At 26.1% G+C, this 24,036-nt stretch carries 24 protein-coding genes and 1 pseudogene; 19 read left to right on the forward strand and 6 right to left on the reverse strand.

Annotated features, from left to right (window positions below; translation table 11 throughout):
• Positions 1-25: 25 nt before the first annotated feature.
• The 10 genes from ACZ446_RS03345 to ACZ446_RS03390 all read left to right on the forward strand — a co-directional run bounded on the left by ACZ446_RS03345 (position 26) and on the right by ACZ446_RS03390 (position 11,358).
• Positions 26-1,450 carry a hypothetical protein gene (locus ACZ446_RS03345; RefSeq protein ID WP_464393725.1) on the forward strand — a complete coding sequence of 475 codons (1,425 nt, stop codon included), beginning with the start codon at positions 26-28 and terminating at the stop codon, positions 1,448-1,450.
• A 22-nt stretch (positions 1,451-1,472) separates the two neighbouring features.
• The gene (locus tag ACZ446_RS03350) at positions 1,473-3,716 is read left to right on the forward strand and encodes a PglZ domain-containing protein (RefSeq protein WP_464394367.1); all 2,244 of its coding nucleotides are present in this window, start codon (positions 1,473-1,475) and stop codon (positions 3,714-3,716) included.
• On the forward strand, positions 3,697-5,748 hold the full coding sequence (brxL, locus tag ACZ446_RS03355) for a protease Lon-related BREX system protein BrxL (RefSeq protein WP_464393726.1): 2,052 nt from the start codon (positions 3,697-3,699) through the stop codon (positions 5,746-5,748). The genes ACZ446_RS03350 and brxL overlap by 20 nt, the downstream gene beginning before the upstream one ends.
• A gap of 58 nt (positions 5,749-5,806) precedes the next feature.
• Positions 5,807-5,938 carry a DUF2292 domain-containing protein gene (locus ACZ446_RS03360; RefSeq protein WP_464393727.1) on the forward strand — a complete coding sequence of 44 codons (132 nt, stop codon included), beginning with the start codon at positions 5,807-5,809 and terminating at the stop codon, positions 5,936-5,938.
• Positions 5,939-5,966: 28 nt separating this feature from the next.
• Complete coding sequence (locus tag ACZ446_RS03365; protein ID WP_464393728.1) at positions 5,967-6,515, forward strand: hypothetical protein; 549 nt, start codon at positions 5,967-5,969, stop codon at positions 6,513-6,515.
• A gap of 66 nt (positions 6,516-6,581) precedes the next feature.
• Positions 6,582-8,174: a hypothetical protein gene (locus ACZ446_RS03370; protein ID WP_464393729.1), complete on the forward strand. Its 1,593-nt coding sequence runs from the start codon at positions 6,582-6,584 to the stop codon at positions 8,172-8,174.
• Between the two features lie 111 nt (positions 8,175-8,285).
• Positions 8,286-8,816 carry a hypothetical protein gene (locus ACZ446_RS03375; RefSeq protein WP_464393730.1) on the forward strand — a complete coding sequence of 177 codons (531 nt, stop codon included), beginning with the start codon at positions 8,286-8,288 and terminating at the stop codon, positions 8,814-8,816.
• Between the two features lie 1,998 nt (positions 8,817-10,814).
• Complete coding sequence (locus ACZ446_RS03380) at positions 10,815-10,937, forward strand: hypothetical protein (RefSeq protein ID WP_464393731.1); 123 nt, start codon at positions 10,815-10,817, stop codon at positions 10,935-10,937.
• A gap of 3 nt (positions 10,938-10,940) precedes the next feature.
• Positions 10,941-11,099 carry a hypothetical protein gene (locus ACZ446_RS03385; RefSeq protein WP_464393732.1) on the forward strand — a complete coding sequence of 53 codons (159 nt, stop codon included), beginning with the start codon at positions 10,941-10,943 and terminating at the stop codon, positions 11,097-11,099.
• A gap of 64 nt (positions 11,100-11,163) precedes the next feature.
• Positions 11,164-11,358, forward strand: a complete 195-nt coding sequence (locus ACZ446_RS03390; RefSeq protein ID WP_464393733.1) for a hypothetical protein — start codon at positions 11,164-11,166, stop codon at positions 11,356-11,358.
• 129 nt (positions 11,359-11,487) lie between these two features.
• On the opposite strand, the gene ACZ446_RS03395 is transcribed toward ACZ446_RS03390, so the two are convergent.
• The 3 genes from ACZ446_RS03395 to ACZ446_RS03405 all read right to left on the reverse strand — a co-directional run bounded on the left by ACZ446_RS03395 (position 11,488) and on the right by ACZ446_RS03405 (position 13,195).
• Positions 11,488-11,850, reverse strand: a complete 363-nt coding sequence (locus tag ACZ446_RS03395; RefSeq protein ID WP_464393734.1) for a hypothetical protein — start codon at positions 11,848-11,850, stop codon at positions 11,488-11,490.
• Positions 11,851-12,175: 325 nt separating this feature from the next.
• Positions 12,176-12,589 carry a hypothetical protein gene (locus ACZ446_RS03400; RefSeq protein ID WP_464393735.1) on the reverse strand — a complete coding sequence of 138 codons (414 nt, stop codon included), beginning with the start codon at positions 12,587-12,589 and terminating at the stop codon, positions 12,176-12,178.
• Between the two features lie 60 nt (positions 12,590-12,649).
• Positions 12,650-13,195, reverse strand: coding sequence for a hypothetical protein (locus ACZ446_RS03405; RefSeq protein WP_464393736.1), 546 nt, complete (start codon positions 13,193-13,195; stop codon positions 12,650-12,652).
• A gap of 300 nt (positions 13,196-13,495) precedes the next feature.
• Between ACZ446_RS03405 and ACZ446_RS03410 the strand changes: the two genes are divergently transcribed.
• Both ACZ446_RS03410 and ACZ446_RS03415 read left to right on the forward strand, forming a co-directional pair.
• Entirely contained in the window at positions 13,496-14,434 is a 939-nt protein-coding gene (locus ACZ446_RS03410) for a hypothetical protein (protein ID WP_464393737.1), read from the forward strand.
• A gap of 850 nt (positions 14,435-15,284) precedes the next feature.
• Complete coding sequence (locus tag ACZ446_RS03415; RefSeq protein WP_464393738.1) at positions 15,285-15,950, forward strand: tyrosine-type recombinase/integrase; 666 nt, start codon at positions 15,285-15,287, stop codon at positions 15,948-15,950.
• Positions 15,951-16,103: 153 nt separating this feature from the next.
• Here the strand turns inward: ACZ446_RS03415 and ACZ446_RS03420 are convergent, their stop codons facing one another.
• Together ACZ446_RS03420 and ACZ446_RS03425 are read right to left on the reverse strand one after the other, a co-directional pair.
• On the reverse strand, positions 16,104-16,859 hold the full coding sequence (locus ACZ446_RS03420; RefSeq protein WP_464393739.1) for a hypothetical protein: 756 nt from the start codon (positions 16,857-16,859) through the stop codon (positions 16,104-16,106).
• A gap of 101 nt (positions 16,860-16,960) precedes the next feature.
• On the reverse strand, positions 16,961-17,623 hold the full coding sequence (locus ACZ446_RS03425) for an energy transducer TonB (protein ID WP_464393740.1): 663 nt from the start codon (positions 17,621-17,623) through the stop codon (positions 16,961-16,963).
• A 212-nt stretch (positions 17,624-17,835) separates the two neighbouring features.
• Here ACZ446_RS03425 and ACZ446_RS03430 point away from each other — a divergent pair, with 212 nt between their 5' ends.
• The 4 genes and pseudogenes from ACZ446_RS03430 to ACZ446_RS03445 all read left to right on the forward strand — a co-directional run bounded on the left by ACZ446_RS03430 (position 17,836) and on the right by ACZ446_RS03445 (position 20,417).
• Positions 17,836-18,747, forward strand: a complete 912-nt coding sequence (locus tag ACZ446_RS03430) for a YqaE/Pmp3 family membrane protein (RefSeq protein WP_464393741.1) — start codon at positions 17,836-17,838, stop codon at positions 18,745-18,747.
• Between the two features lie 204 nt (positions 18,748-18,951).
• Positions 18,952-19,109: pseudogene (locus ACZ446_RS03435) on the forward strand (type I restriction enzyme endonuclease domain-containing protein).
• Positions 19,110-19,278: 169 nt separating this feature from the next.
• A complete protein-coding gene (locus ACZ446_RS03440) occupies positions 19,279-19,833 on the forward strand; it encodes a super-infection exclusion protein B (RefSeq protein ID WP_464393742.1) in 555 nt (184 codons plus the stop codon).
• Between the two features lie 95 nt (positions 19,834-19,928).
• Positions 19,929-20,417, forward strand: a complete 489-nt coding sequence (locus ACZ446_RS03445) for a hypothetical protein (protein WP_464393743.1) — start codon at positions 19,929-19,931, stop codon at positions 20,415-20,417.
• 227 nt (positions 20,418-20,644) lie between these two features.
• Here ACZ446_RS03445 and ACZ446_RS03450 read toward each other — a convergent pair whose 3' ends face one another.
• Positions 20,645-21,058, reverse strand: a complete 414-nt coding sequence (locus tag ACZ446_RS03450) for an RING finger protein (RefSeq protein WP_464393744.1) — start codon at positions 21,056-21,058, stop codon at positions 20,645-20,647.
• A gap of 398 nt (positions 21,059-21,456) precedes the next feature.
• Here ACZ446_RS03450 and ACZ446_RS03455 point away from each other — a divergent pair, with 398 nt between their 5' ends.
• Genes ACZ446_RS03455 through ACZ446_RS03465 form a run of 3 tightly spaced genes read left to right on the forward strand, consistent with a single transcriptional unit; the run spans position 21,457 to position 24,025 of the window.
• Entirely contained in the window at positions 21,457-22,059 is a 603-nt protein-coding gene (locus ACZ446_RS03455) for a GGDEF domain-containing protein (RefSeq protein ID WP_464393745.1), read from the forward strand.
• Positions 22,060-23,037 (forward strand): helix-turn-helix transcriptional regulator, encoded by a 978-nt coding sequence (locus ACZ446_RS03460; RefSeq protein ID WP_464393746.1) that lies wholly within the window; start codon positions 22,060-22,062, stop codon positions 23,035-23,037.
• Between the two features lie 28 nt (positions 23,038-23,065).
• Positions 23,066-24,025, forward strand: a complete 960-nt coding sequence (locus ACZ446_RS03465; RefSeq protein WP_464393747.1) for a hypothetical protein — start codon at positions 23,066-23,068, stop codon at positions 24,023-24,025.
• Positions 24,026-24,036: the final 11 nt, after the last annotated feature.

Genomic DNA, 24,036 nt, shown 5'->3' on the forward strand with positions numbered 1-24,036 from the left:
AAATTCCTAGGAGGGTTATATTATTATGAGTTCTATTAGAAAAGATAGACATTTGAATGTTTTTAACTATTACAATTATAGTGATAAACACGATTCAAAAGAAAACAATCTTACAAGAGCACTTGCCATTACTTTAAGCAATGATAAGAGGTTATTAAATGATGTATTTAAATTATTTACTTTAGATAAATCTTACAGTGAACTCTTTTCTCTTGATTATGATTTAATTGGGAATGACGATATTTATATAGATATTCAAAAGCCTTCTGATTCTGAAGAACTAATAAAAGGAATAACTAATAATAGTTATAAGAATTATATAGGAGTATTACTAGGTAGTTTTGATGAGAAAATAATAGAAAGTGAAGAAGAAATAGAAAATATTGAACCTAATAATACGGATAACCCGATACCCGATATTGTAATTGCGGTTAAAGATACTCTAATTGTAGTTGAAGCTAAACTTGGAGGTAGTAAAAATAGTGTTAGTCAATTGAAAGGTCAGGTAGAGTCAATTCTTAATAATACAGAAAATATAGAAAATCCTAAAGATATTGAAATAGATTATAAAATTATTGATTGGAGTAATATATTAAAATCAGCTATGAAATATACCAGTAAAGAAAAATCAAAAGATAATTTGCTTATTTATGATTTTGTTGATTTTGTTAGAAAATATCGTACCGATTTTATGCCTGTTATACCATTTAATGAAATTGAGATTGCAGATTCAATAAGTGATCATGCTAAAAGGATGATAGATCAAAGAATTGAGATTTTAAAAACTATAATTACTCAAAAGAATGAATACTTTAATAAAGATGAACTTCTATATGAAACTGGTAGAAGTGCTATTCCTATTGAGTTTGGCTGGGCAAGTGAAGCTAATATATCATTTGATGAAAATGATAAGTCTTTAAAATTGGAATTTTGGGTAGCAGATACTAAAACTCAAGGGAAAAAGATCCATAAGAAAAATGAAGAATTAAATTGGATTGATAATAATAGTATAACTGTGAATAATTCTAAATATAATTTGCAAATTGAACCATATATTAAATTTGCTAGTAGCTGGGGTTCTAATATCAGTCATATATGGGGTACCTTAAATAAAGATAAAAAATATAAAAATACTCATAATTACAAAGTGTTTAAAAAAATGGCTGGTCAGTGGAAAAGAAATGAAAATGATAGATGGTTAAAAAATAATTTAGATTTAGAAAATCAATTTGATCAGTTGATTGGTGATGGCTGGAGAACTGATTGTAATTGGGAAGAGTATTTTATTGATAGTAATCGTAATGTACTAAATATATCGTTTGGAATTAATGTAGAAGTAAAAATACCTTATCAAAAAGCTCAAAGTTTAGACGATAAAAAAGATGATCCTCAATTAGCCAAAGAAATTTATAGTATTCTAATTAATTTAAAAGAAATGGTAGATCAATAATATAAGATTGTAGGTGATAGTAATGCTCGATAACTGGTTTAAAGAAGATCTAAATAAACTATATAATAATTCAGATAAAATAGTTTTAATAGATTTAGAAAATAATTATGATTTTCTTGTAGATAAAATAAAATCAGAGACGGATATAGAAGTATATGAAGTTAATGATTTTCTATCTGATTTAGAAGTTAAATATCAGGTTGAAAAAAATGATGAATCTAAGGTGCTAATCCACACAAATATCCAGGTGGACCAATATAATCAAAATGAAAGACAGTATATGATTCAGGAATATGCAGCTACAGGAGCTAAACTGGATCGACCCTTAAACAGATATATCAGAGATAAAGCTGGTTTGCTTACTGATGAGCATAAATTAAGTGAAACTGATTTAATTATTGCTGGTAAGATGAGTTTAATAAGTGAAAATAACAACTCAAAATACTGGCAGAATATATCCCATCAGGGAAAAAAAGCATTACTCGGTGATTTTAATGAAGTTGCTTTAAGCTTTTTAGCTGATCCAGAAAGTTATTTAAACTATCTACCAGAGGGTGGAAGAGAACTTCTATATAATCTGATTGGAGAATATCTTGATTATATTCCAGAAAAGGATACTGATCCTCAGGTTGTAGCAGCTGATTTTAGTAATACTATTTTCAAAAATATTATTTTAGGTATTAATGATACTGAAGAAATCTATAAAAGCTGGTTAGATTCTCATAGATACAGAAAAGTATTAAAGCAATACCTGGCTAATTTTGAGTTACCTGCTAAAATTGATATCTGGCAGGTTAATCCTGATCATCCTTTTGCAGAGATAGATGAGCTCTGGTTAAATGAATTGGCTGATCTGATTTTAGATAATAAAGAGATAAATCAAAAGATAAAAGAATCTATTAGAATCAGGCAGCAGAAAAAAGAAGGGATGGAATTAGCAGAAAGCCATTACTGGAAGTATGTCTATCAACTGCTTAACTTTAAAGCTAAAGCAGCTCATAAAATAGATGACTTAACAGAGTTTATAGAGTTCTATAAAAATAAATTATATAAACTGGACCAGGCTTTTCGTCATTTAAACAAAAACTTTTTAGCTAAAAACAGAGTTAGATCAGCTTTTACAGCCTTATATAAAGAGAAAATTAATCCGTACTTAGATCGCTGGTTTGATCTTTTTGGTAATTACAGAGAAAATCAGAGTGATTATTTATATAGAGAAATCTTTTCTCAGGAGGAAAGAAAAGCAGTTATTATCGGTGATGCTGTAAGTTTTGAAGTAAGCCAGGAAATTTTAGAACACTTTGCAGATGACAAAAGCTTTAATAATGAGTGTAAAGTAATTAATGGAGCTTATCCTTCAACTACTGAAAATAATATGAGTGCTTTATTTGGCAGTCCAGTCTATAAAACAAGAGATAAAAGAGAAAAATATTTAGCAGATAAATTAGAAGAAGAGCTGCAGGTTTTTAATATAGATAGCTTTGATATTTCTGAAATAAGCACCACTCAGCCTGCTGTGATTTATGGTAGAGATATTGATATGCTCTCAGAGGAAGGTCATGAAGCAGCTTTAAAATACTATTCAATCTTTATAGACACAATAGTTAAGAAAATAAAAGAACTTTTAAATGCAGGTTATGTAGAAGTACATTTAACTACTGATCATGGTTTTGTCTGCAATTTTGATATAGATGAAGCTGATAAATTTTCTGTACCTGTTAATGGTAAAATAGGTGATCGTTATGTCCAATCAGATGAATATAAACCTGAGTTAAAAGACTTCCATATTCAGGAGAATAAGGGAGGAGAACATAAATATACATATTACCCAAAAGGAATAGATCCAGTTAAATCAAGAGGACAATATGGCTTCTCTCACGGAGGTATAACGCCACAAGAAGTGCTCTTACCTCACCTGATATTTAGAAAAGAAAGCAGCAGCCAGCTGCAGGTAAGTATTGAAAATAAAAAGCAGCTTAAAAACATTGGTTCTAATAGTTTTGCAATTAAAATTAAGGCTGCAGAAGAAAGTGATCTATTCAGCAGAGAAAGAGATATACTTATTCAGATAGAAGACGATGGCGAGATAGTATTTAGCCAGGAAAGAACAATTACTCCTGCTCAAAAAGATAAAATTGAATTACAGTTATCTCTCAACCGCTATAAGGTCCTAATAAAAGATGCTCAAAGTAAAGAAATATTAGATTCAGTAAAAGGAAAGAAAGAACAATTAAGGGGTGGTCTTGATGGCTTCGATCTCAACTGACGAACTAGATATAAAATTACTTGATAATTTTAATGGTCTGGTTGTTAAAAAAGATTTAACTCATAAATTAAAAGATGGTGTGAATGTTCCTACCTTCGTCTTAGAATATCTACTTGCTAATTACTGTTCAACAACAGACCAGGAAAAATTAGATAAGGGTATGGAAAATGTAAAAGAAATACTTAAAAAACATTATGTTGAGCCAGACCAGGCTGGGCAAGTTCAGTCAACTATGAAGGCTAACTCCCGTCATAAAATTATTGATCGGATAAGTGTTAGATTGGATCCTTCTCAGGATAAATACTGGGCAAGGCTATTTAATTCAAATATAAAGAATGCTAATATTCCAGAACACTTTGTAGAAGAGCATGATAAGCTTCTTTCAGGTGGGATCTGGGCTATTATTGATATGGAATATGACCCAGAGATAAAACACGGCTCAACTCATTATCCTTTTTTAGTAGATAATATTCAGCCAATTCAGCTTTCCAGCTTTTCTGATGATAAAATTGAAGCTGTAATTGATCAGTTTAGTAAAGAAGAATGGGCTAATTTATTACTAAGGAGTTTAGGCTTAGAACCAACTGCTAATGATATGAGTAAGAGAGTTAAATATTTACTTCTCTCAAGATTGATTCCTTTAGTAGAAAGCAATTTTAATATGATAGAGCTCGGACCCAGAGGTACAGGGAAAAGTTATGTCTATCGTGAGCTATCTCCTTATGCTCAATTAGTCTCTGGTGGTTCAACAACAGTACCACAGCTATTTGTAAATAATGCTTCTGGTAAAATAGGTATGGTTGGTCTCTGGGATACTGTTGCTTTTGATGAAGTTGCAGGAGTGAAGTTTAATGCAAAAGATGGTATTCAGCTGATGAAAGATTATATGGAGTCTGGTTCATTTTCTCGGGGTGGTAGTGGAGAATTAACTGGTACTGCTTCTATGGTCTTTAACGGGAATATTAATCAGTCAGTAGAATCACTACTTAAAACTTCTCATTTATTTGAGCCGTTGCCAGAATCATTACATGATACAGCTTTTTTAGATCGTATTCATTTTTATTTACCTGGCTGGGAAGTCATGAAATATTCAAGTAATCACTTCACCACTCACTTTGGATTTAGTGTGGACTTTTTTGCAGAATTTTTAAAAGCCCGAAGAAGATATACCTATGTGTCTGAATTTGAAAAATACTTTAGTTTAGGTTCTCATCTCCAGCAGAGAGATTCTAAAGCTGTTAAAAAGACAGTGTCTGGGATGATAAAACTATTTCATCCCTTTGGTAATTTTACTAAAGAAGATGTCAGAGAATACTTAGAGTTTGCTCTTGAAATGAGAAGAAGAGTAAAAGAGCAGCTTAAAAGAATAGGTGGAATGGAATTCTGGAATACTAACTTTTCTTATATAGATAAGGATACTCAGGAAGAAAAGTATATTACCATTCCTGAAGAAAGAAGTGGTAACTTAATTGAATCTACACCTGTTAAAGCTGGTGTTGGTTATACTGTATCTGATAATAATGGGCAGTTGACTTTAGTAAAGATAGAGACTATTACTACTGATGGTAAAGGTAAATTAAATATTTCTGGAACCAGTAAAACAGAGATAAAACAGAATATAAAGAATGCCTATCAATATATAAGAGCCAATGAAAAACAATTTTTACCTTCAAATAAGTCATTAAATAATTATGATATAACTATCCAGCTAACACCTATGATTGGTGCAGAATTAGGTACTAGTATAGGTGCAGCCATCTTTGTTACTATCTTAACTGCTGTCTTTAAAAAGTCCAGCAAATCAGGTCTAGGAGTGCTTGGAGACATATCAATTGGTGGAGGAGTAAAAAGAGTAGCTAAATTATCTGATTCTCTTGCTTTGTTATCTGATAATGGAGCTAAAAATGTATTGGTTCCTATTTCAAATGCACCAGATATGGGAGATTTGAATCCTGAGTTGCTGTCTAAGACTAATCCTCTTTTCTATGCTAGTGCTCAGAAGTTGTTGGAGAAAGCAATTGTGGAGGAGTAAAACTAATATATATAATCTTATTAAGTTTATAATTTTTAGAAAAGGGAGATATAATATTATGACTAAAGAGGAAAAAGAACAATTATTAAAAATAATTAATTCTATAGACTATGGTTCAATAGAAATAAATAAACAAGGTGGTAAGATTGTAAATATTTTAAAAAAAGAATCGATTAAATTAGAAAATTAATTTAGTTTCTTTTCTAAGGAGTGGTTTGATGAATTTAGAGGATATTAAAGAAAAAGTAGATCAAGCTATTAATAAATTCATGGAAAAAGATGAGTATTTATTGAATTCTGATGTTAATGAGAGGTCAATGACACATAAATTAGCTGAAAAAATTCAAGATAAATTCGAAAATTATTATGTTGATTGTGAATATAATAAAAATTGTGGAACTTCTAATGATACTAAAAGAATCGGATTCTTAGAAAATGAAATTAAAAAGATTGATCATCTTAAAGATAAAACGATTACAGATAAAGAATTTTATGAAGTTTCAGTTTATCCAGATATTATAGTTCATAAACGAGGATGTTCGGAATATAATCTATTAATAACTGAAGTTAAGAAGTCAAATCGTCAGATTAGTGAGCAAAATTATGATATTCATAAAGTTAAAAAATACACCAGTGATAAATTTAATGATGGTTTAGATTATGAATTTGGAGCTTTTATGGTATTTGATCTTGATAAAACAACTAGTGATATTAGTTGGTATGAGAACGGTGAAAAAATTATAAATAGAACTATTGAAATCCTATAAAAATTAAGTTATTAAATACTTTAATATTTATAAAAAAATAGTATCTGATTGAAGGGAGGGTGTGAATTGACTAATAGGGATTTAGGGGAGCTGGGAGAAGCAACTCTTAAAACCTGGGTGGCACAGGTTGGAGTTACTGCAAATAAAGCTTCTCAAGATAAAAGAGGGTGGGATTTTATATTAGAAGTTCCTTATGAAAATATAAAGAAAAATACCCAGCCTTTTGATAAATTAATTAATCCTATGCAATGCTTAATTCAAGTTAAGAGCACAGATAATAATAATACAGGACGATTATCAATTAAATTGAGTAATTGGGTTAGACTTGTTAAAACAAAGTTGCCAGCTTTTTTTCTGATATTGGATTTTAATGGTGAAAACAAGTGCCAAAAAGCTTATTTAATTCATGTTTATAAAGATGAAATAAAAAAAGTTTTGAAAAGATTAAGGAACTTGAGCTCAAAAATTGACTCTTTGAAATTAAACAAAAAAAGTTTGAGTTTAAAGTGGAATGAGAAAAACCTGATTTCATCATTGGATGGTAAAGGATTAATTGATTCAATTGTTGATCATATAAGTGATTTTGCTACATATTCAATGAGGAAAAATAAATTAATTGAAAAAACTGGATATGAAAATGAAAAAGGTAAAATCACTTTTAATATAAATATGCCTGACTCTTATAAGGAAGATAATTTTGGTGAGTTTTGGGTTGATTTTACTCTTGGTATTATAGAGAATATTGAGATTAAAGAAGGTGAAATTTGGGATTTACGCTTTGGCATTCCTTCACCACAACCAATTAAGAAATTAGATCCTGGAACAGTTTTTAAATCTATACCTGAGTATTCAGAAGATATATTATTAATAAGAGAAGTTGAAAAAGGAAATGAGATTCGTATTCCTGTAAAGGTTATTGTTCCTGCAGGTATAGAAAAAGTTGCTAAAAAAGAAGATCTAAAAATGCTTTTAAAGTTTCCTGAGGGACACATTTTAATTGCTCCTTTTAAGTCAGGGATTAAATACAAAATTAATATTCCAGATCCTTTAGAGAAATATTCTCATAAGAAACTTGATTTAATAGCGGATATTATTTTATTTATGAAAAGTATTGATGGAAAAATTCAATTATTTTTGGGAACTGATTCATTAGGAAATGGGTTAGTTGATAGCAAAAAAATACCAGAAGATTTTTATAAATGGGCAGAGAAAATAAAAAAAATTAGTGATATTGCTAAATCCTTTAATATTATGGATCAATTAAAAGTAAAACCGATTGAATTATGGCAAGAAAAAGACAAGATAAAATTATTAAATTTATTGCTGAGTAAAGAAAAAATCAAGGATAAGATTAGATTTAGTTTTGACGCTGATGAAGATTTTTCAGAGGGGGAAAGAGTCTGCATACCCCATGTAATGAATATCTTTATTGGACAATTTAATCTTTTAATAGTTTCAGCTTTTTTGGGAAGAATTATTCTTAAAGATAATTCTACTGAATTAGATTATTTAGTAAAAGTTGAAGAATCTAAAATCATTAGAAAACAGGCTTTAAATATAGGAGATGAATTTCCTAAATCTGAATCTGATTTTGCAAAAGAGGTTGAAGAACTATATAAGAATGAATTTAATATTTTGAATGTTTTTGATAAAAAATAATTATTTTATTTATAATAATTACTGATCTTATTGATATTTAATCAATATTTGTCTGTTTGAAATTAAAATAATGATAAAATATGAGAAATCATTTTCTAGAAGGTGAAATTTATGATTGTAGGTTATTCTTTTAAAGGTGATAATGATGATGAACTTAAGTGGATACAGCATGATGATTATGATAGAAATATAGTTATGCTTTATTTTAAGCCTAGATTAAAATATATTAATGCTATAAACCTAATTCAGAAAAAAACAGAATTATATTACAAAATTAAAGAAAAGAGAAGTTTTGATCATAGGGTTTTACAATCTCATCATGATTTAATTGCTGCCTATTTTAGATTTAATAATCCTAAATCTTATTATATGAAATTAAGATTTAATGATAACGAGCAAGAGAAAAGAAATACTTATCGGAAAATTGAAAAACTGAATGAATGGAGAATTTTTTGGGATAAGACAATAGAACAATTACTTAATGATAATGAAATTATTAGAACAATTCTTGAGGCGGTTGCTTATCAAAACACCGATAAAGGATATTTAGCAGAAAATAAATTAATAAGATTGCTATATTATAAGTATAGTGAAGAATTTAAAAAGGAATGTAATATTTGTAAGTATGTTTTTGAAAAGTAATAATTATTGGGTTATAAAACTTAATAATGCAACACAATCTGAAAAGAGGTGTATTGAGAAATTAATGTAGTTAATCAGTTCTGTCATGAATAGAATTAAACTTTAATATATATTATTAAACAAGCTACATAAATGCTAGAAGTTAGCATCCAAGAATTAAATAGAGAATCAAATTACATTAATATACTGCAGAAAAAATAAATAAATTATATGGAGAAAAATTTATATTATCCAAAGAATTGATCAGTTAGTTTTGGAAAATCTTAGGTGTAAAATCCTATTTAACGAAAGTGTAAAATATTATTTGACATTCACAAAAGTTCTAATTCTAAATTATTATGCAAGAAATTTATCGTTTTCTAATGGATTAATTTGATAGATTACACTATAAATGAATACACCCTCTTTTTTATATAGAAGGAGTAAATATATAGTGTCATACAGTCTTTTCCCCGCAATGACGGGAACTTCTCTAACAGTAATTTATAATCTGAATACAATTCAAAACATAAATATACGATATAGTTGTTTTTAATACATTTTTGTATTTAGATGTAATACAGTTATAGTTTCAGTGATAGCAAGGACTGATGACCATTTTCAAAACATAAAGTGAATACAGGTGATTTTTAAAATGTATTAATGGTATTTCCTTATTATGACGGGTTTCATGGCACATTGGTGTAGAATTTGTATTACACTTTCAAAACATAAATTTATACTTTGAATTCACTTCAAAACATAAATACAATTTGTAATACAAAAAAATAAATTATTAACTATGAGCCTTGTTATTTAGCTAACCTTGTTGTATTCAGAGTATTAATATAAATTTCAAAACATAAATCGTCTTTTTTGACAGAAGTGGACATTGTAATATCTAATAATTAATTTTTTAATGAAATATACGAGACACATATTGTCAATACTGGCAACAAATTATGTTTTGAAAAATCAAAAGAGAAAATTCCACCTTATGAACGAAAGTGAGTAAGCTATAACAAAACGGGCTGAAAACCATAGATATTAGCTTCAATATATAGCCATGATGGAACTTAAACCCCCTCAAATCTAAAATGCACTATACTTTTTCCGTTTTAAACTATCAAATATCTACCTGAGACTAATTTATAACTTGAAAATATTTTCAAAACATAAATTATCCTTTCACTAGCTCATATTTGTATAACAAATTATAAATTGTCTCTTTCACCCGCCCATAAATATATAATAAAGAGTTGTTTTATAAAAGAAAAGCAAATACAACCTAAAACCACCCAAAAAAATTTTAAAAGTAATAGCTAAAATGTCATTCAGAAAAATTATAATAAATAATTGTAAAGTACATTAAAAATTTGAAATGAATTTTGGGTAGTTGTTAGAAAATTTACACCAAAAAATATTTATTTTATAAATATAGATAAGAATTGAATGCTTTTGTCCAGCGAAAAATTTACCACCCTACCAATAGAATTATGTACCATTTCTATAAAAAGAGAAAAAGATGATGGGATTATTATTTTAAAAAAATTAAAAGAGAAATAGGATCTGCAAAATAATAACTAGAAATAACAGAATCAAAATTAATTGATGAAGGTAAAACATCAGATGGCTAAATCATATAATTTAATAAAAAATAATGAAAAAAATAAAAATTATTTAAAAAAACTTGATCTAATCTGAAAGAATGCTATACTATAGATGTTATATAAAAAGAAGACATATCACACCATTTAATGTATCTATTACCCCTAGATGCTATCCCAAAGTATAGCTGGCAAAATCTTTGACATTGGGTGAAAGAGTAGCTTTTTTTTAAATAGCTGCTCTTTTTTTCTTCGATTCCACAAGTGATCTTGTCTTTTTATTTTATTATACTAAAAAAGTTGAGATAATATATTGTAGAAATAAAATTAGTGATAAAAAAGGGAAAATGCAATTAATCCAGAAAAATATTTATGAATAGATTCTATAATAAGAGGTGGGAGTTGTTTAAGAATGAAAAGTACTACAAAAGAAAGATTAGAAGAGGCATTATTAGAAATGAAAAAAATTAGAGAAGGAAAAAAGTCGAAAATAACCTGGCAAGAATTTCAGAAAGAATTGAAGGAGGAGGATTGAAAATTGACTACAAATAGTATTATCGATAATTTCATCATTGACAATGATGAGGTCGCAGAAAAATTAATCCAGGAAAAACCAGAAGAAGAAAAACGGAAAACACCGAAAATTGATATTATGAAGAGAATAGAAGAAGGAAAGAAAGTTCTGAAGAGTTTTTAAAAAGTAATTGTAACTTTTCTTAAAATAATATAGAATCAAATTAAAAAAGAAAGGATTGAAAAATATGGATAAAAGATTTCAAGACAGAATTGATGCAAACAAGGAAATAGAGATTCCAGAAATTGAAGTAGAACCTGGTGGAGAATTAGATTTATTGCTTAAGGAACTCAATAAAAAGATAAAAAGAGAAGAAGAAATTAAAAATAATGATAAGATAATTAGTTTAAAAGATTATAAAATAAGAAAAAATAAGATATAGTTTTTAAATTTTCAAGGCAACTTTCAGTTAGTGAAGATGTTTTGGCGGAAAAAGATGAGTTAACTGCTGGAAAATAGGGCATGAATCGTATGAATCTTTGGAAAAAATAAGTCCTTAGAACAGATCAATTTATTCTAAATCATTATAATAACCTGGAAATATTTTTTTAGTCTCTTTAATTATTTTTTCCGCTCTAATCCATCCCGCATCGGTAAGAATAAAGATGTTTTCAAACCAGTTTTCAGCAAAACCTTTTTTGATTAAACTGACTAATCCATTTCTATAACTTGCTTTTGTCTTTGGATCGTAATTAAAATGAACAGTATTTATGCGAATATAAGGTTGGCTGGATTTGTTTTCTACAATATGTATTTCTCCCTCAGAAAAATAAGCAAATCCTAAAAGTTCTTTTTCAAAAAAATTAAGCTCATAACCTGATAAAGTGTTAAATCTTTTGATAGCATAGCTAATTTCACTTAAGATAAAGATCACTTCCCCTTTTTTTGATCAATATTTTCTGTCTCAATAAATAATTCATGAGCTTTTTTAATTGAAAAAATAATAGATATTAATTTAAGAAATCCATCAGTTATAAGTGCTAGAAAAATATATATTCCTAAGCTTACAAAAGGAGCTTTTTTTGTATCAATTCGTCTATCAACGCAAAAATAATCATAATTGCAATAATTAATATAATTGCTGTTATATCCATTTTCATTAAAGCCTCCTTCTAGTTTTATGACATACTTTTCAAAAAAACAATCTCAAATGATAAAAAAGAGAGGCTCCTTCATTTAAAAGAAGCCCTTCTAACTAATTATTCACCTGTTATTATTTGAAAAGAACTTTTTAATTTTTTAGTGGGTGAATCTAATTTTTTATATACAGCTGCTGTATTTACATAATTGGATAATCCCTTTGGAATATCTTTGCTTTTAATATTGTCATAGCCAAAAGCTTTGAGAATATCTTTAACCATTACTCCCATAGTCTGTTTAACAAAGCTGTTATTTAGTTCAAACTGTTCTTGATCTTCATAAAGAGCTTCTATTTTAGAAATGGAAGCTGCTAAAGCTGGTATTTCTATTTCACTAAAAATCATCATTCGATAAATGTTTTCACCTTCTGCTAGAAGTTCATATATTTCTTGTGCCACTTGATTATCGCTAAATTTTTGATGTCTGGGGTTTCTCTTGATAAAAGAATTGAAATTGATTTTATAATTTTCCATTTAACTCACTCCTTTGATTTTTGAAATGTTTATTTTTAAAAATTTATATAGATGATTGCATTAATATACTTTTAAGTTCTTAAAATAATCAATATTATAGGGAGAATTTTCTTTAAAAATCAAAGCTTTAAAAAATGCAATCTTATAGTAAAAGTCTTCTGCTTCTAATTTTTTTGATTTAAGCTTAAAAACACCAAAAGCATTTTCTTTATCAGAAAAAGCAAAAAGATAATTTTCAGGATCAAAAGTTTCTTCTTCTGCTGCAAAACAAATACAATAATATTGACTATTATTATATTCAAAACTCTTTATCTGATAGTTATCTATCATCTCTTTAAATGGATTTTTTTTCATTTGGAGCTCTATTCCTTTAAGATAACCTTTATCAAGATCATTATGAAATTCTTCTATAAAATCCTCTTCTGCTCTTGCTTCAAGGTATTTTTCATCAGGCTGCTTAAGTTTATTGAGTTGATCACCGAGCTTATCATTTGAATTTATAGGGCAGTTTTGTTTTTTTAATTGAAAGCTATGAGAATCTAAATCCTGACTGCTGTCTTTTAGATAAATGTAGCCCATTCCCCACTCATCATAGGTGATATCCATTAATTTAGCCCCCTATTATATTATTGTGAAAAACAACTTGCAAAGAGATCAAGTTTTTAAACATATTCTATTTTGTTTGAGATAACCAGGATAATGAAATCAAGGATTTTTTTCAATAAAAGATATTTTATATAAACCCATTATATTCACCCCTTTGTATTTAATATATTTATTATAGAATATTTGAATATAGTTGTCAAGTTGTTTTAAAACAATAATAAAGGATTTATTTACTAAATAAAGAATTATATTATTATAGAATTAATATTTACATTAACTAAAATCTGGAAGGGTGATAAAATGAAAAAGGAAGATATCTTAAATGAATTGAAGGAAAGTTGTACATACTCAAAATCTATAAGATTACCAGGTAAAATAGATTTTTTTCTAGACGATACCGATAAAATACTTAATTTATTTATGAGTAAAGACTGTGTAGTAAAAAATATGCAGGAGAATGATGCTGCTTTTGAAGGTTGGAGCATTACTATTTTTAGATGGTTAAAAGAAAAACTAGATATTGAAAAAGTTAGCTTAAGTTGGAGTGAGCCTGATAATATTAATAATAAACATTATCAAAGATTTCTTTATAGAGCCAAAAATTTTAGCAATCTGTATTCTTGGTTTGAAATAGATGACACTTCTTTGTTAAATAAACTAAAATTAAATTATAATTTGAAGAAAGATTATTATATAAATATTCCAACTGAAAGAAGAACAAAAAAGAATAGCACTAATAAACTTACTGAAAAGAGCATTGAAAATATTTTTGCCAAAAATGGAATCAATATAAATGATGGAAAAATTATTAACAAAGATAACATATATTTTCAATTACCAGTAGGAGTTTTTGATAAAAAAAATATAAAAGATAGTAATAGAATCTTTCCAGGAGGAAGTAGTGCAATTGATTTATTTGGAGTTGAATCAGACACTGCCTATATCTTCGAACTTAAATTTAATAGTAAAATGATTGGAATCATTACTCAAATCTATTTTTATTCAATGATAATTAAAGATATCCAACAAAATAATTTAAAACCAGCAGAAAAGAACGACCATCTTGATAAAATTATAAAAACAAATAAATTATCTGCTTATATGATTGCGGATGATTACCATCCTTTAATTGATAATGAAGTAATTGATCTAATGAATAAAGGAGTTCAAGGTATAGAATTTAAAGCCCTTAAATTCATTATAAATCAATTTGATATCTCTCATTTTGATAGAAGGTAATAATAAAATAAATAATTCCTCGATAGATTTGTTCATTATTACTGGTTCAAATTTATTGGGGGTTTTTTATTCTCAAAAGGTATAAGTTAAGATGATCATTTTTGATTATTTAGGTAGGCATAGTTTTTTGTCATATCGGTGAGAATTGAATGTTTAATATATTAAATTAATTCGTATCAAGAAAATTTAAAATTAATTTTGAGATATATCTTAATTTATTGAAAATTTTTGAAACTAAAAGATTTAATTAAGAGTAAATAAAATAGAGCATCTCTGTGGCTACTCTAAGTGAAGGAAAAAAGGAGACAATGTATATTAATTCAGATAAAATTCTTTTTGCTTATTTTTAAACATGGATCGGTTTTCTGATTAAAACTATTTTTATGCTGTTATCTTTTCTTCTTTTATCTTCATCATTTACAATTAGATAAATTGAAAAAGCTATATATTTTTTCATATTAGCTGCATCATTTTATATTTTCACTATAGAAGATGATCTACTTATTCCGATTTTTCAGCTAAATCTTTTTGGTTTTATCCCAATAAATTTCTGATTACAGATATTTGACTTCCGAAACCTTGCACAAAATAGTTCATATAGTTAGTCTTTTGAATAAATATATTATATCTTTAATATAATAAAAGAAAAGTGTTATTTTAAATATATTTGTTTTAAATTACACACTAATATGATATAAATTTATTTATCTTTAAATTAACTTTTTATATTTTTTGTGAATATAACACGGATTTCTTGCCAAAAAAGATTAGTGGTTATAAACTAAAAATAAGTTGTGAATATAACACTATTTTATACAAAATAGAGTGAAAAGGAGTTGAAACTTCAAAAATGCCAAAAAGAGGGCGAAGAATACCTGAAGTGCTCAGCTTAGAAGAGCAGAAAAAGTTATTGGAAATTTTTAATGAAAGATATCCAACTGCATTAAGAAATAAAACTATGATCAGGTTAATGTTGAAAGCTGGATTAAGATTAGCAGAAACTCTTAATTTAAAATGGAGTGATATTAATTTTCCTGCATCTAAATTATCAGTTGTCGAAGGTAAAGGTAGAAAAGATAGAAATCTCTGGTTGGGAGAAAAAACATTAAATCAATTGGGAAAGTGGAGAGAGAGGCAGCATAAAGTTTTAACCGAAAAAAATTTAGAGAATGAAAGCAATCTGGTTTTTACATCTTTAACTGGGAAAAAATTAAATGAGGCCAATATTAGAAAGATGGTTTATAGGTATGCAGAAAAAGCTGAAATTCAGGAAGAAGTTAAAAAGAAGTACAGGGATGAAGAAGGAAATGAGCTTGAAGAAACATATCTGCAAAAAAAGGTAAGTCCTCATACTTTAAGACATACCTTCGCAACTGAGTTATATAGGATGACAAACGATTTAAGGAAAGTGCAAAAAACTTTAGGGCACAGCAGCATTCAAACTACTATGATTTATACTCATTTGGTAGATGAAGAACTGGAAAACGATATGAAAAAACTGGATAAAAAATATTAGAATAATTAAATTTATTTTTTTATCCATTATAACTTATTAAACAATAATCATAGATATATTATGGTTCATTAATATTAGTAAAAATATCAAAAAGCACTAATCATCCCATATATCCAGGTAATATTAGTGCTTTTAATAAGTTAACTTCAATTATCATTGTGTTGTGTTAATGTTAAATTCATTAGCATCCTTAAAAGATAATTCTTTTACTTCAGAAAGTTTATTCTTCCAGCTTTTCTTTTCTTCTGAATTACTTGATAACTGATAAATGAAAATTGTAATTCTATCCATTTCATTTAAAATGTTAAAAAGACTATCTTCGCCATAAGGAGATACACCAAATATATCTATGGTATAAATTTCTTTTAATTCCTTATACAAATCAAATTTACTACCTGGTTTTAAGTCTTTTCTTGGAGATAAATTCTCAGGATAAATCAGCTTGGATTTATTTTTTGGAACTTTTAAATTTGGATTAAAAGCCAAATCTCTAATATTCGAGATCTTTCCATTAATAAATTCTACTTGGCCATGAAGATAGTTGCAGATATTTTTTTCATCCCAATAAGAATAATAATTTAAAGTAAAAACATTATCATATTTTAAAATTTTTTCTTTAATAGTTTTATTAATTTTAATATCTATAAACCGATCTTTATTAATAAAAATACTTTTAATTGCATTAGTTTTTAAAATATCTCTTAATCTATATTTACTATTATCTAGGTCGAACTCTTTTTTTAGTTTATGAAAAATGAAATTTGAAAATTCTTCGATATTATCTTCCCCAGACTTAGTTATTTCATTTTTATGCTTATTATAAGCATTTTTAATAACTTTACATTCAGTGATTTGCATATCTCGATCTAAAAATCTAAGAAATCTTTTTTTAATCTTAAATGAATTCAACTCATCACTTTTTGAATTTTGGTTAACTCCATTACCTAATAATAAATTATTTTTAATAGTTATCACCTTACTTTAACTAAATTTTGAATATAGTTTAAAATTCAATTCTCTATAAATTCTATTTCGCCAAGTTCTACCTGAACTTTTTTATTGTTTTGTCCATCAATTTTATATTCTACAGTTATCGGAATTTTGTAGGCAGAACTAAATTCTCTAAATTCCCATCCGTGTTCTAATGTTAATTGTGCAACTCGATCCATAGAATCATAACCAGATGACTCTATTATTTTTATTTTATTTATCATCCCTGTTGATGAGATTAAAGCCATTAATTTTGTTGTTCCTTCAGCTTCTGATAAATCTTTTGGATATGTTGGAAGTTCTATTAACCCAACTAAATCCTTTGATGTTGGTGGTTTATTAGATATAGATTCTTTTTTTGATTTCTCATTAGTATCATCAAAAGAAAAATTAACAGAGTAACCATCATCTTTTAAATTTAAAGTCCAGTTATATATCTTATTCTTTTCTTTATTATGACCAGTAATATACACTGAATAAGTATTATCAGAAATATTTCTTACTTTTATTGAATCCAATATAACTTCATTATCTTCTTCTAAAGATTTAGAAATTAAATTCAACAAATTACTTTCAATATTAATATCAGATGAACTATTATTTTGAGAAAATACAGTTCCACTGAAAATTGCAGCTAATAATAAAATTAGACTTATTATACTTATAAACTTTTTCTTACTCAATTTTATCAACTCCTTATTTATTTTTTATCTTCTTTAAACATATTATATCACTCATTTTTGTTAAATAAAGGAATAATTAACTTTTTGATGAATTATTCTAACATAGGTTTTAAAAATATTACTATTGTTAATTTATAAAAGCTATATTTTTTGAAGTTATTAGTGAGATTCATTTTCTTTTTATTATAATCTATACTTAAGAAGGTGAAAATATGAAATTATTAAATTCTGATTTCGATGACCCAAAAGAAGACAATGAAAATAAATTAAATATTGTTTCTGATTTCAAAAGAATATTAAAAGGGATTATACTTTTACTGTTTTCTGTTATAGCTCCTCCAATAGTAGTTATAATAGTCGGGACCCCTGGTCAATTTGCAGTTAATTTATTACTAACTATTTTGGGATGGATACCTGGTGTTATACATGCTTTAATGATTGCTAATAATTCATTTAAAAATCAAAATTCGTCTAAGTCTAACAAAAATAAAAATGATAATTATTCAAAAAAATCAACAAATGAAAATAATGAATGGAAACCTTTATATGAAAGTCAATATGATGGATTTATTGGAAAATTTGAATTAGACGACTGGTGGGAAAAAGAATTTACAGAAAGAGAAAAAAATTATATTTCTTCTAAAAAACCAGAATTAACAAGTGGAAATTATTCAAGCACAAAATCTCCCGCTGAATTTTTAATAGAAACATCTTCATGGTTTACTAATAAAGAAGATGGTGATATATCTTTAAAATTGTTAAAAAAATCTTTGAGTTTAGTAAATAGAGAAAATTATACAGAATTACATTTTATATATACAAATTTAATCAAAACTCTTTATAAGTTGAGAGATGAAGACCCTAATTATTTAGATGAATGTATTAATTATTGCAAAAAAGATATTAAATTATATGAAGAAAAACTAAAATACATATCTTTTTTTAAAGAAAATAATACTCATATACCATCTTTTAAAAGGCTTGCTATTATTTATGAAAAGCAAAATAAATATGAAAAGGCAGTAGAAATATCAAAGAAAGCATTAAACTATAACTTGGGAGATCATACTGAAGGTGGTTTTAAAGGAAGATTAAAAAGACTAGAAAGAAAGTTAAATAATTAATATTAAAATTGTCCAAATTATAATGAGTTAGCAGGATTGTTAGTTAATACTTAGTTATTAAATGTTTTATAATTTAAAAGAAAAGATAAATTAGCCTTTCATGATGCTTTTGGGGTTAATGATGTTGCCGTAAAAGTAATGGGAAACTAAACTCTTAAGAAAATAGAAGTTGAATTAATTGAAACAATCAGAAACACCACCACTATTGTTTGGAGTTCCAGTGAGGATATAAAGGCTAATATAAGGGTTCAAGTTAAGAGATTGTTAGGAAGTATGATTATCCACCTAAAAAGCAGAAAGAAGCTGTTGAGATCGTTATGGAGCAGGCAGAGTTTATGTGTGATAATCAGGATGAGTTTTAAATTATAAAGGAGGTATTTAATATTCCTAAGTTATGAAAAAAATCTTTAAAAAGGTGGAATAACCTATTAAGGTCCTAATAATTAAGCAGCTGCAGGACGAAAAAAGTTGGCTAGATAGACTCAAAAATTTATTTAATCTATATTTTATGAAATTTTAGGGGGATAGTATATGGCAGAATTTATTACCAATATGTTCAATAAAATCATTGATAAAATTAAAGATCCAATAGTTCTATCAATAATTTTTATTATAAGTTCTATGATTTTATTTTTACCAACTAAATATATTAAATTATTAAATTTAGAAATTTTTGTTAGTAAATTTGGTTATATTTTTGGGCTTTTATTATTAATTAGTGTTGTTGGATTGTTTGTTTTAATAATTTCAAAAATAAATCAATTAATTAAAAAAATAAGATTTCATAATAAAATAAAAAAATATTTTAAAACAGTAACTCCAGAAGAGAAAATAGTTTTAAGTAATTATATACATGGGAATAAAAAAACCAATTATTATAGTATTGAAAATGGAGTTGTAAACAATTTAAAAATTTTAGGTATTTTATATATTAGTTCTCAAGTAGGAGGTTTAAATTTTCCTTATACAATGAGGGACTTCTCTTGGAAATATTTAAACAAAAATAAACATTTACTTAGTTTAACAGAAGAAGAACAAGAATCATTAAAACAGAGAGGATTTAATATAGAAAGAGTTAAAAAATAAATTTAAATAATATATATTTAGATCCGATTCATAAAAGGATTGTTTTATAAATTTAATGAGGTGATAGAATCGAAAATTTTAATTGGTTTAATTTATTGTCAACAGTAATAGGTACAATGATAGGTGGTTTTATAACTTGGATTTTTTTAAAAAAACAATTTAAATTTGAAAGAAAATTAAAAGAACATAATAGATTAAATAATATATTAAAATCATTGATAGTTATTAAAAGAGAAATAAAACATAATGTTGCACATGCAAAAACTTTATTAAAAGTAATGAATAAAGATAAAAACAAGGATAAAGATCTCATGGATTTTAGTAAGTCTAATTTAAATACTAATTTCTTGAATGTAAGTTGGATAGAATTTAACAATGAATTAGTTGATCATGAACTAAAGGTAAAAATCAACAAAATAGAAAATTTTTATCATAATATTTCTTTTGAAATCAATAACAATATTTTAGATAGATTTAGATTAAAAAAAATAAAAGAAGAAGGAACAAAATGCAACAAGAATTTAAATGAAAATATTGAATTTGTAAAAGAAAAAATAGATAAAATTGATATAAAAGATATTTAAATAAAGATATAAGTCTAGAAAAATTAATTATACAGTGAAAATAAATCTTCGCAAAAGTATAGTTTAATGAACAAATATTTTATATATTAAAGGCTCTCATAATTGAGAGCCTTTAATAATTTAATAATTTTTATCAATAATATATTTAATAATATTTTCAAATAATTTTTGTGTGGTAATATTGTGTCCCATAATGTTAAATCTGTCTTTCTTTTTTATGAATTTCATTATTTTTTTATAATCTTCCTCGGCGTATATTTGTTTAAGATATCTAAATTTTGAATAGGAGTATTTTTAAGTTCTTCAGGAAGTTTTTCTTCACATTCTTTACAAATATTATAACCAAATTCATTTGGCCATCTTGGATCAACATTATCCCCATCGTTTAGTGGTTTATAACAGATTGTGCAGCGAGGAAATACCAAATTCATAAATTTTTTTGCATTTTTCATAATAAATTTATCATTAAATATTATGGGTTTAAGATTATCTAAATCTTTAGAAATTTTATTGTCGTTATGAACTAATTTATTAAAAAGTTCATCGACTTCTTTATTATCAATCTCTTTAAATCCATATTCAGAAAATTCATCAGTATTTTTCCCCTCTTGAAACTCTTCAAAATTAATTATTTTTCCCATCATAATTCTCCTTATTTTTTTATTATTTTAAAATTATACCATACAAATATTAAGTGCACAAAAAATTGAATTAATTAAAGGGTTAAACAAAAAATTCTTGAATAATATAAATAGGAAATAAAATCTATTATTTCTATTTTATTCTACAAAAGAAAACATATTTCGACATTTGAATAAAAATTCTTAAAATTTTTTGATTAGACAGAATCTGTCCAGTATTATTTGCTATCATATAAATATCAATTAAATTAGGTGGTGGGCAGATGAATATATATTTTTTTCTGTTAGTTATTTGCATCATACTTGTATCTTACTTTTTCAATTTAGCCTTTCATGAAGCTGATTATTTGTTTATTAGCTCTTTTATATTTATAAGTTTATCATTAATGATTAATATTTTGAGTTTATATGCGAGAAACAACTCTTCTTTTATTACTACTTTTTCTGGAGTATCTTTAACAATTGGTACTATATTTATATTATTATTTATTGAAAACAAAAAAAATGAATTAAAGAGTCGATTTAATTACCTACATAATATTTCTTATCATGATAGATTAACTGGGCTATATAATCGAAGATTTATTTTAGAGAAAATCAAGAAACTCAAAAAAGAAGAGTACCCTGCAGCCGTTGTATTTATTGATATTGATAATTTAAAACAAGTTAATGATGATTTTGGTCATCTAGTTGGAGATAAAGCAATCATAAAAACAGCTCAAATTCTAAAAAATCTTACTCGCAAAAATGATATAGTAGCTCGGGTTGGTGGAGACGAATTTATTGTTTTTCTATATAATACTACCAAAACTGAAGCAGATAGTTTTTGCAATAGAATAGAAGAAAATTGTTCAAGAGCAAATAATAATACAGAGTTTTATTATTCATGCTCTAGTGGTTTTACGGTTATAAAAAGCCAAACTAATAATCTAGATGAAGCAATTAATAAAGCTGATAGAGAGATGTATAAAACAAAAAAACAAAAGAAAGGTATGGTCTAGATGGGAGATTTTAAGAGAAGTAAAACATATAGAATTTTAAAACTTTTTGAGTTTTTTAATGCTGGAGCAAAAATTAGTAAAAATAGAATGGCTGATAAATTTAGTGTTAGTAATAAAACTGTCCAAAGAGATATTAAAGAAATAAATAATTTTTTTCAAGAAATAGACGAAAATTATATTGACTATATTGAATATGACTATGGTGATAAAACCTACTTTTTAAGAGAAGATAACAGTTTTTCTTTGACAAAAAAAGAAGTCATGGCAATAATTAAAATTTTATTAGAAAGCAGATCTTTGTCTCAAGAAGAGATAAACCCAATTATTGATAAATTACTGTCTCAACTTCCTAATAATATAAAAGCTCATGTTGATGAGATAATGAGTAATGAGCTTTTTCATTATACTCCAGTTAGTCATGAGAAGCCTTTGTTAGATATTATTTGGGATTTAAGTCATGCTATCAGAAAAAATAAAATTATAAGGATTAATTATTGTAGCTTGAATAAAGAAAAAGCTTTTGATAGGAAAATAGAACCCTTGGGTTTAATGTTTTCCGAGTATTATTTTTATCTTATTGCTCATCATTATGGTCAGGAAGATGATTTTAAAATAATTTATAGATTAGATAGAATTAATCATTTAGAAACAACAAATGAACATTTTAAAGTGATTTATAAAGATCGTTTTCAAGAAGGTGAATTTAGAAAAAGGATTCAGTTTATGTATCCTGGGAAGTTAATGAAAATTAAATTTAAATTTTGGGGTTCATCAATTGAAGCAGTTTTAGATAAACTTCCAACTGCAAAAATAATTGATAAAGATGATAAAAAATATACTATTGAAGCGGAGGTGTTTGGGAAAGGAATTAAGATGTGGTTATTAAGCCAAGGAGAAAAATTGGAGGTGTTAAAACCAGAAACTTTTCGGAAAGAAATTAAAGATTCTATAAGTGAAATGGGAAAAATATATAATTAGATTAAAACTTCAAAAGGAGAGAATAATAATGAATATAATAATTATATTAAATCTTATATTTTCAAGTGTAATACTAATAAAAATTTATATATTAGAAAAAGACAAGGAATCACAGTTAAGCTCAACTCAGAATGTTACAGAAAGTTCTTCAGAAAAAAATGAAGAAGAATATTTTTATAAAAATAAATTCGATAAATTTAAGGAAAACAATGATGAGTGGGCAGCAAACTTAGTGATTAGAAATGCTTTTTTAAATGATCCAGGAAATAGATTGATTTTTGAAAATTATTATAATTATTTATTAAATAATGCAAGAAAATTAAATGATTACAATAAGAAATTGAGCTATATAAATGATGCAGGAAATGCACTAATTACCTTTTCAGAATATGCTGATCTTGATAATTTTGAATTTATAAAGAGTTGCAGACAAACTTTAAAAAATGTAGAAAATGAAATTGAAAAAAAACAAGTTGAAAAAATTAAAGATGAAAATCTAAAAATATTAAAAGATCTAGAAAGTTTAGTAAATAAATTAAGAAAGACAAAAAATGAAACTGAAATTAGAATGATTTTGGAAAGTGCTGGTGATTTAGAAAACAGGCTTAATTTAAGTTTATTAAATGATATTGATTATGATAGATATAACAAATTAAAGGATGTATATGAAGATTTAGCAACCCAAAAAGGAGATGAAATTAATAGATTACAGCATAAAAAATATAATGAAAAAGCAGTTAAACAAATACATAAGTTTTTTGAAGAATTTAAAGAGAATGAAAAAGATTATGAAAAGGACAAAAAAGATATTATTAATCTTGTTAAAAATAGATATGATATTGTGAAACTTAATGCGGATTATTTTAATCAAGAAAGCTTAACTTACTTTAATCATGTTTATAACTATATATTTGGAAAAATTTCAGATGAAAAGAAATTTGAACTTACTAAAATAATGACATTATCTGATAAAGAGAGTTTGGTGTAAATGTGAAAATA

Source organism: Halanaerobium sehlinense (assembly GCF_055379485.1).

Excerpts from the sequence above, each read along its gene's own strand:
- ACZ446_RS03450 (WP_464393744.1), bottom strand. The coding sequence starts at position 21,058 with ATGGGAAAAATAATTAATTTTGAAGAGTTTCAAGAGGGGAAAAATACT.
- ACZ446_RS03460 (WP_464393746.1), top strand. The coding sequence starts at position 22,060 with ATGGGAGATTTTAAGAGAAGTAAAACATATAGAATTTTAAAACTTTTT.
- ACZ446_RS03410 (WP_464393737.1), top strand. The coding sequence starts at position 13,496 with ATGAAAAAGGAAGATATCTTAAATGAATTGAAGGAAAGTTGTACATAC.
- ACZ446_RS03375 (WP_464393730.1), top strand. The coding sequence starts at position 8,286 with ATGATTGTAGGTTATTCTTTTAAAGGTGATAATGATGATGAACTTAAG.
- ACZ446_RS03430 (WP_464393741.1), top strand. The coding sequence starts at position 17,836 with ATGAAATTATTAAATTCTGATTTCGATGACCCAAAAGAAGACAATGAA.
- ACZ446_RS03380 (WP_464393731.1), top strand. The coding sequence starts at position 10,815 with ATGAAAAGTACTACAAAAGAAAGATTAGAAGAGGCATTATTAGAAATG.
- ACZ446_RS03365 (WP_464393728.1), top strand. The coding sequence starts at position 5,967 with ATGAATTTAGAGGATATTAAAGAAAAAGTAGATCAAGCTATTAATAAA.
- ACZ446_RS03415 (WP_464393738.1), top strand. The coding sequence starts at position 15,285 with ATGCCAAAAAGAGGGCGAAGAATACCTGAAGTGCTCAGCTTAGAAGAG.
- ACZ446_RS03405 (WP_464393736.1), bottom strand. The coding sequence starts at position 13,195 with ATGGATATCACCTATGATGAGTGGGGAATGGGCTACATTTATCTAAAA.
- brxL (WP_464393726.1), top strand. The coding sequence starts at position 3,697 with ATGGCTTCGATCTCAACTGACGAACTAGATATAAAATTACTTGATAAT.
- ACZ446_RS03350 (WP_464394367.1), top strand. The coding sequence starts at position 1,473 with ATGCTCGATAACTGGTTTAAAGAAGATCTAAATAAACTATATAATAAT.
- ACZ446_RS03440 (WP_464393742.1), top strand. The coding sequence starts at position 19,279 with ATGGCAGAATTTATTACCAATATGTTCAATAAAATCATTGATAAAATT.
- ACZ446_RS03400 (WP_464393735.1), bottom strand. The coding sequence starts at position 12,589 with ATGGAAAATTATAAAATCAATTTCAATTCTTTTATCAAGAGAAACCCC.
- ACZ446_RS03390 (WP_464393733.1), top strand. The coding sequence starts at position 11,164 with ATGGATAAAAGATTTCAAGACAGAATTGATGCAAACAAGGAAATAGAG.
- ACZ446_RS03465 (WP_464393747.1), top strand. The coding sequence starts at position 23,066 with ATGAATATAATAATTATATTAAATCTTATATTTTCAAGTGTAATACTA.
- ACZ446_RS03345 (WP_464393725.1), top strand. The coding sequence starts at position 26 with ATGAGTTCTATTAGAAAAGATAGACATTTGAATGTTTTTAACTATTAC.
- ACZ446_RS03360 (WP_464393727.1), top strand. The coding sequence starts at position 5,807 with ATGACTAAAGAGGAAAAAGAACAATTATTAAAAATAATTAATTCTATA.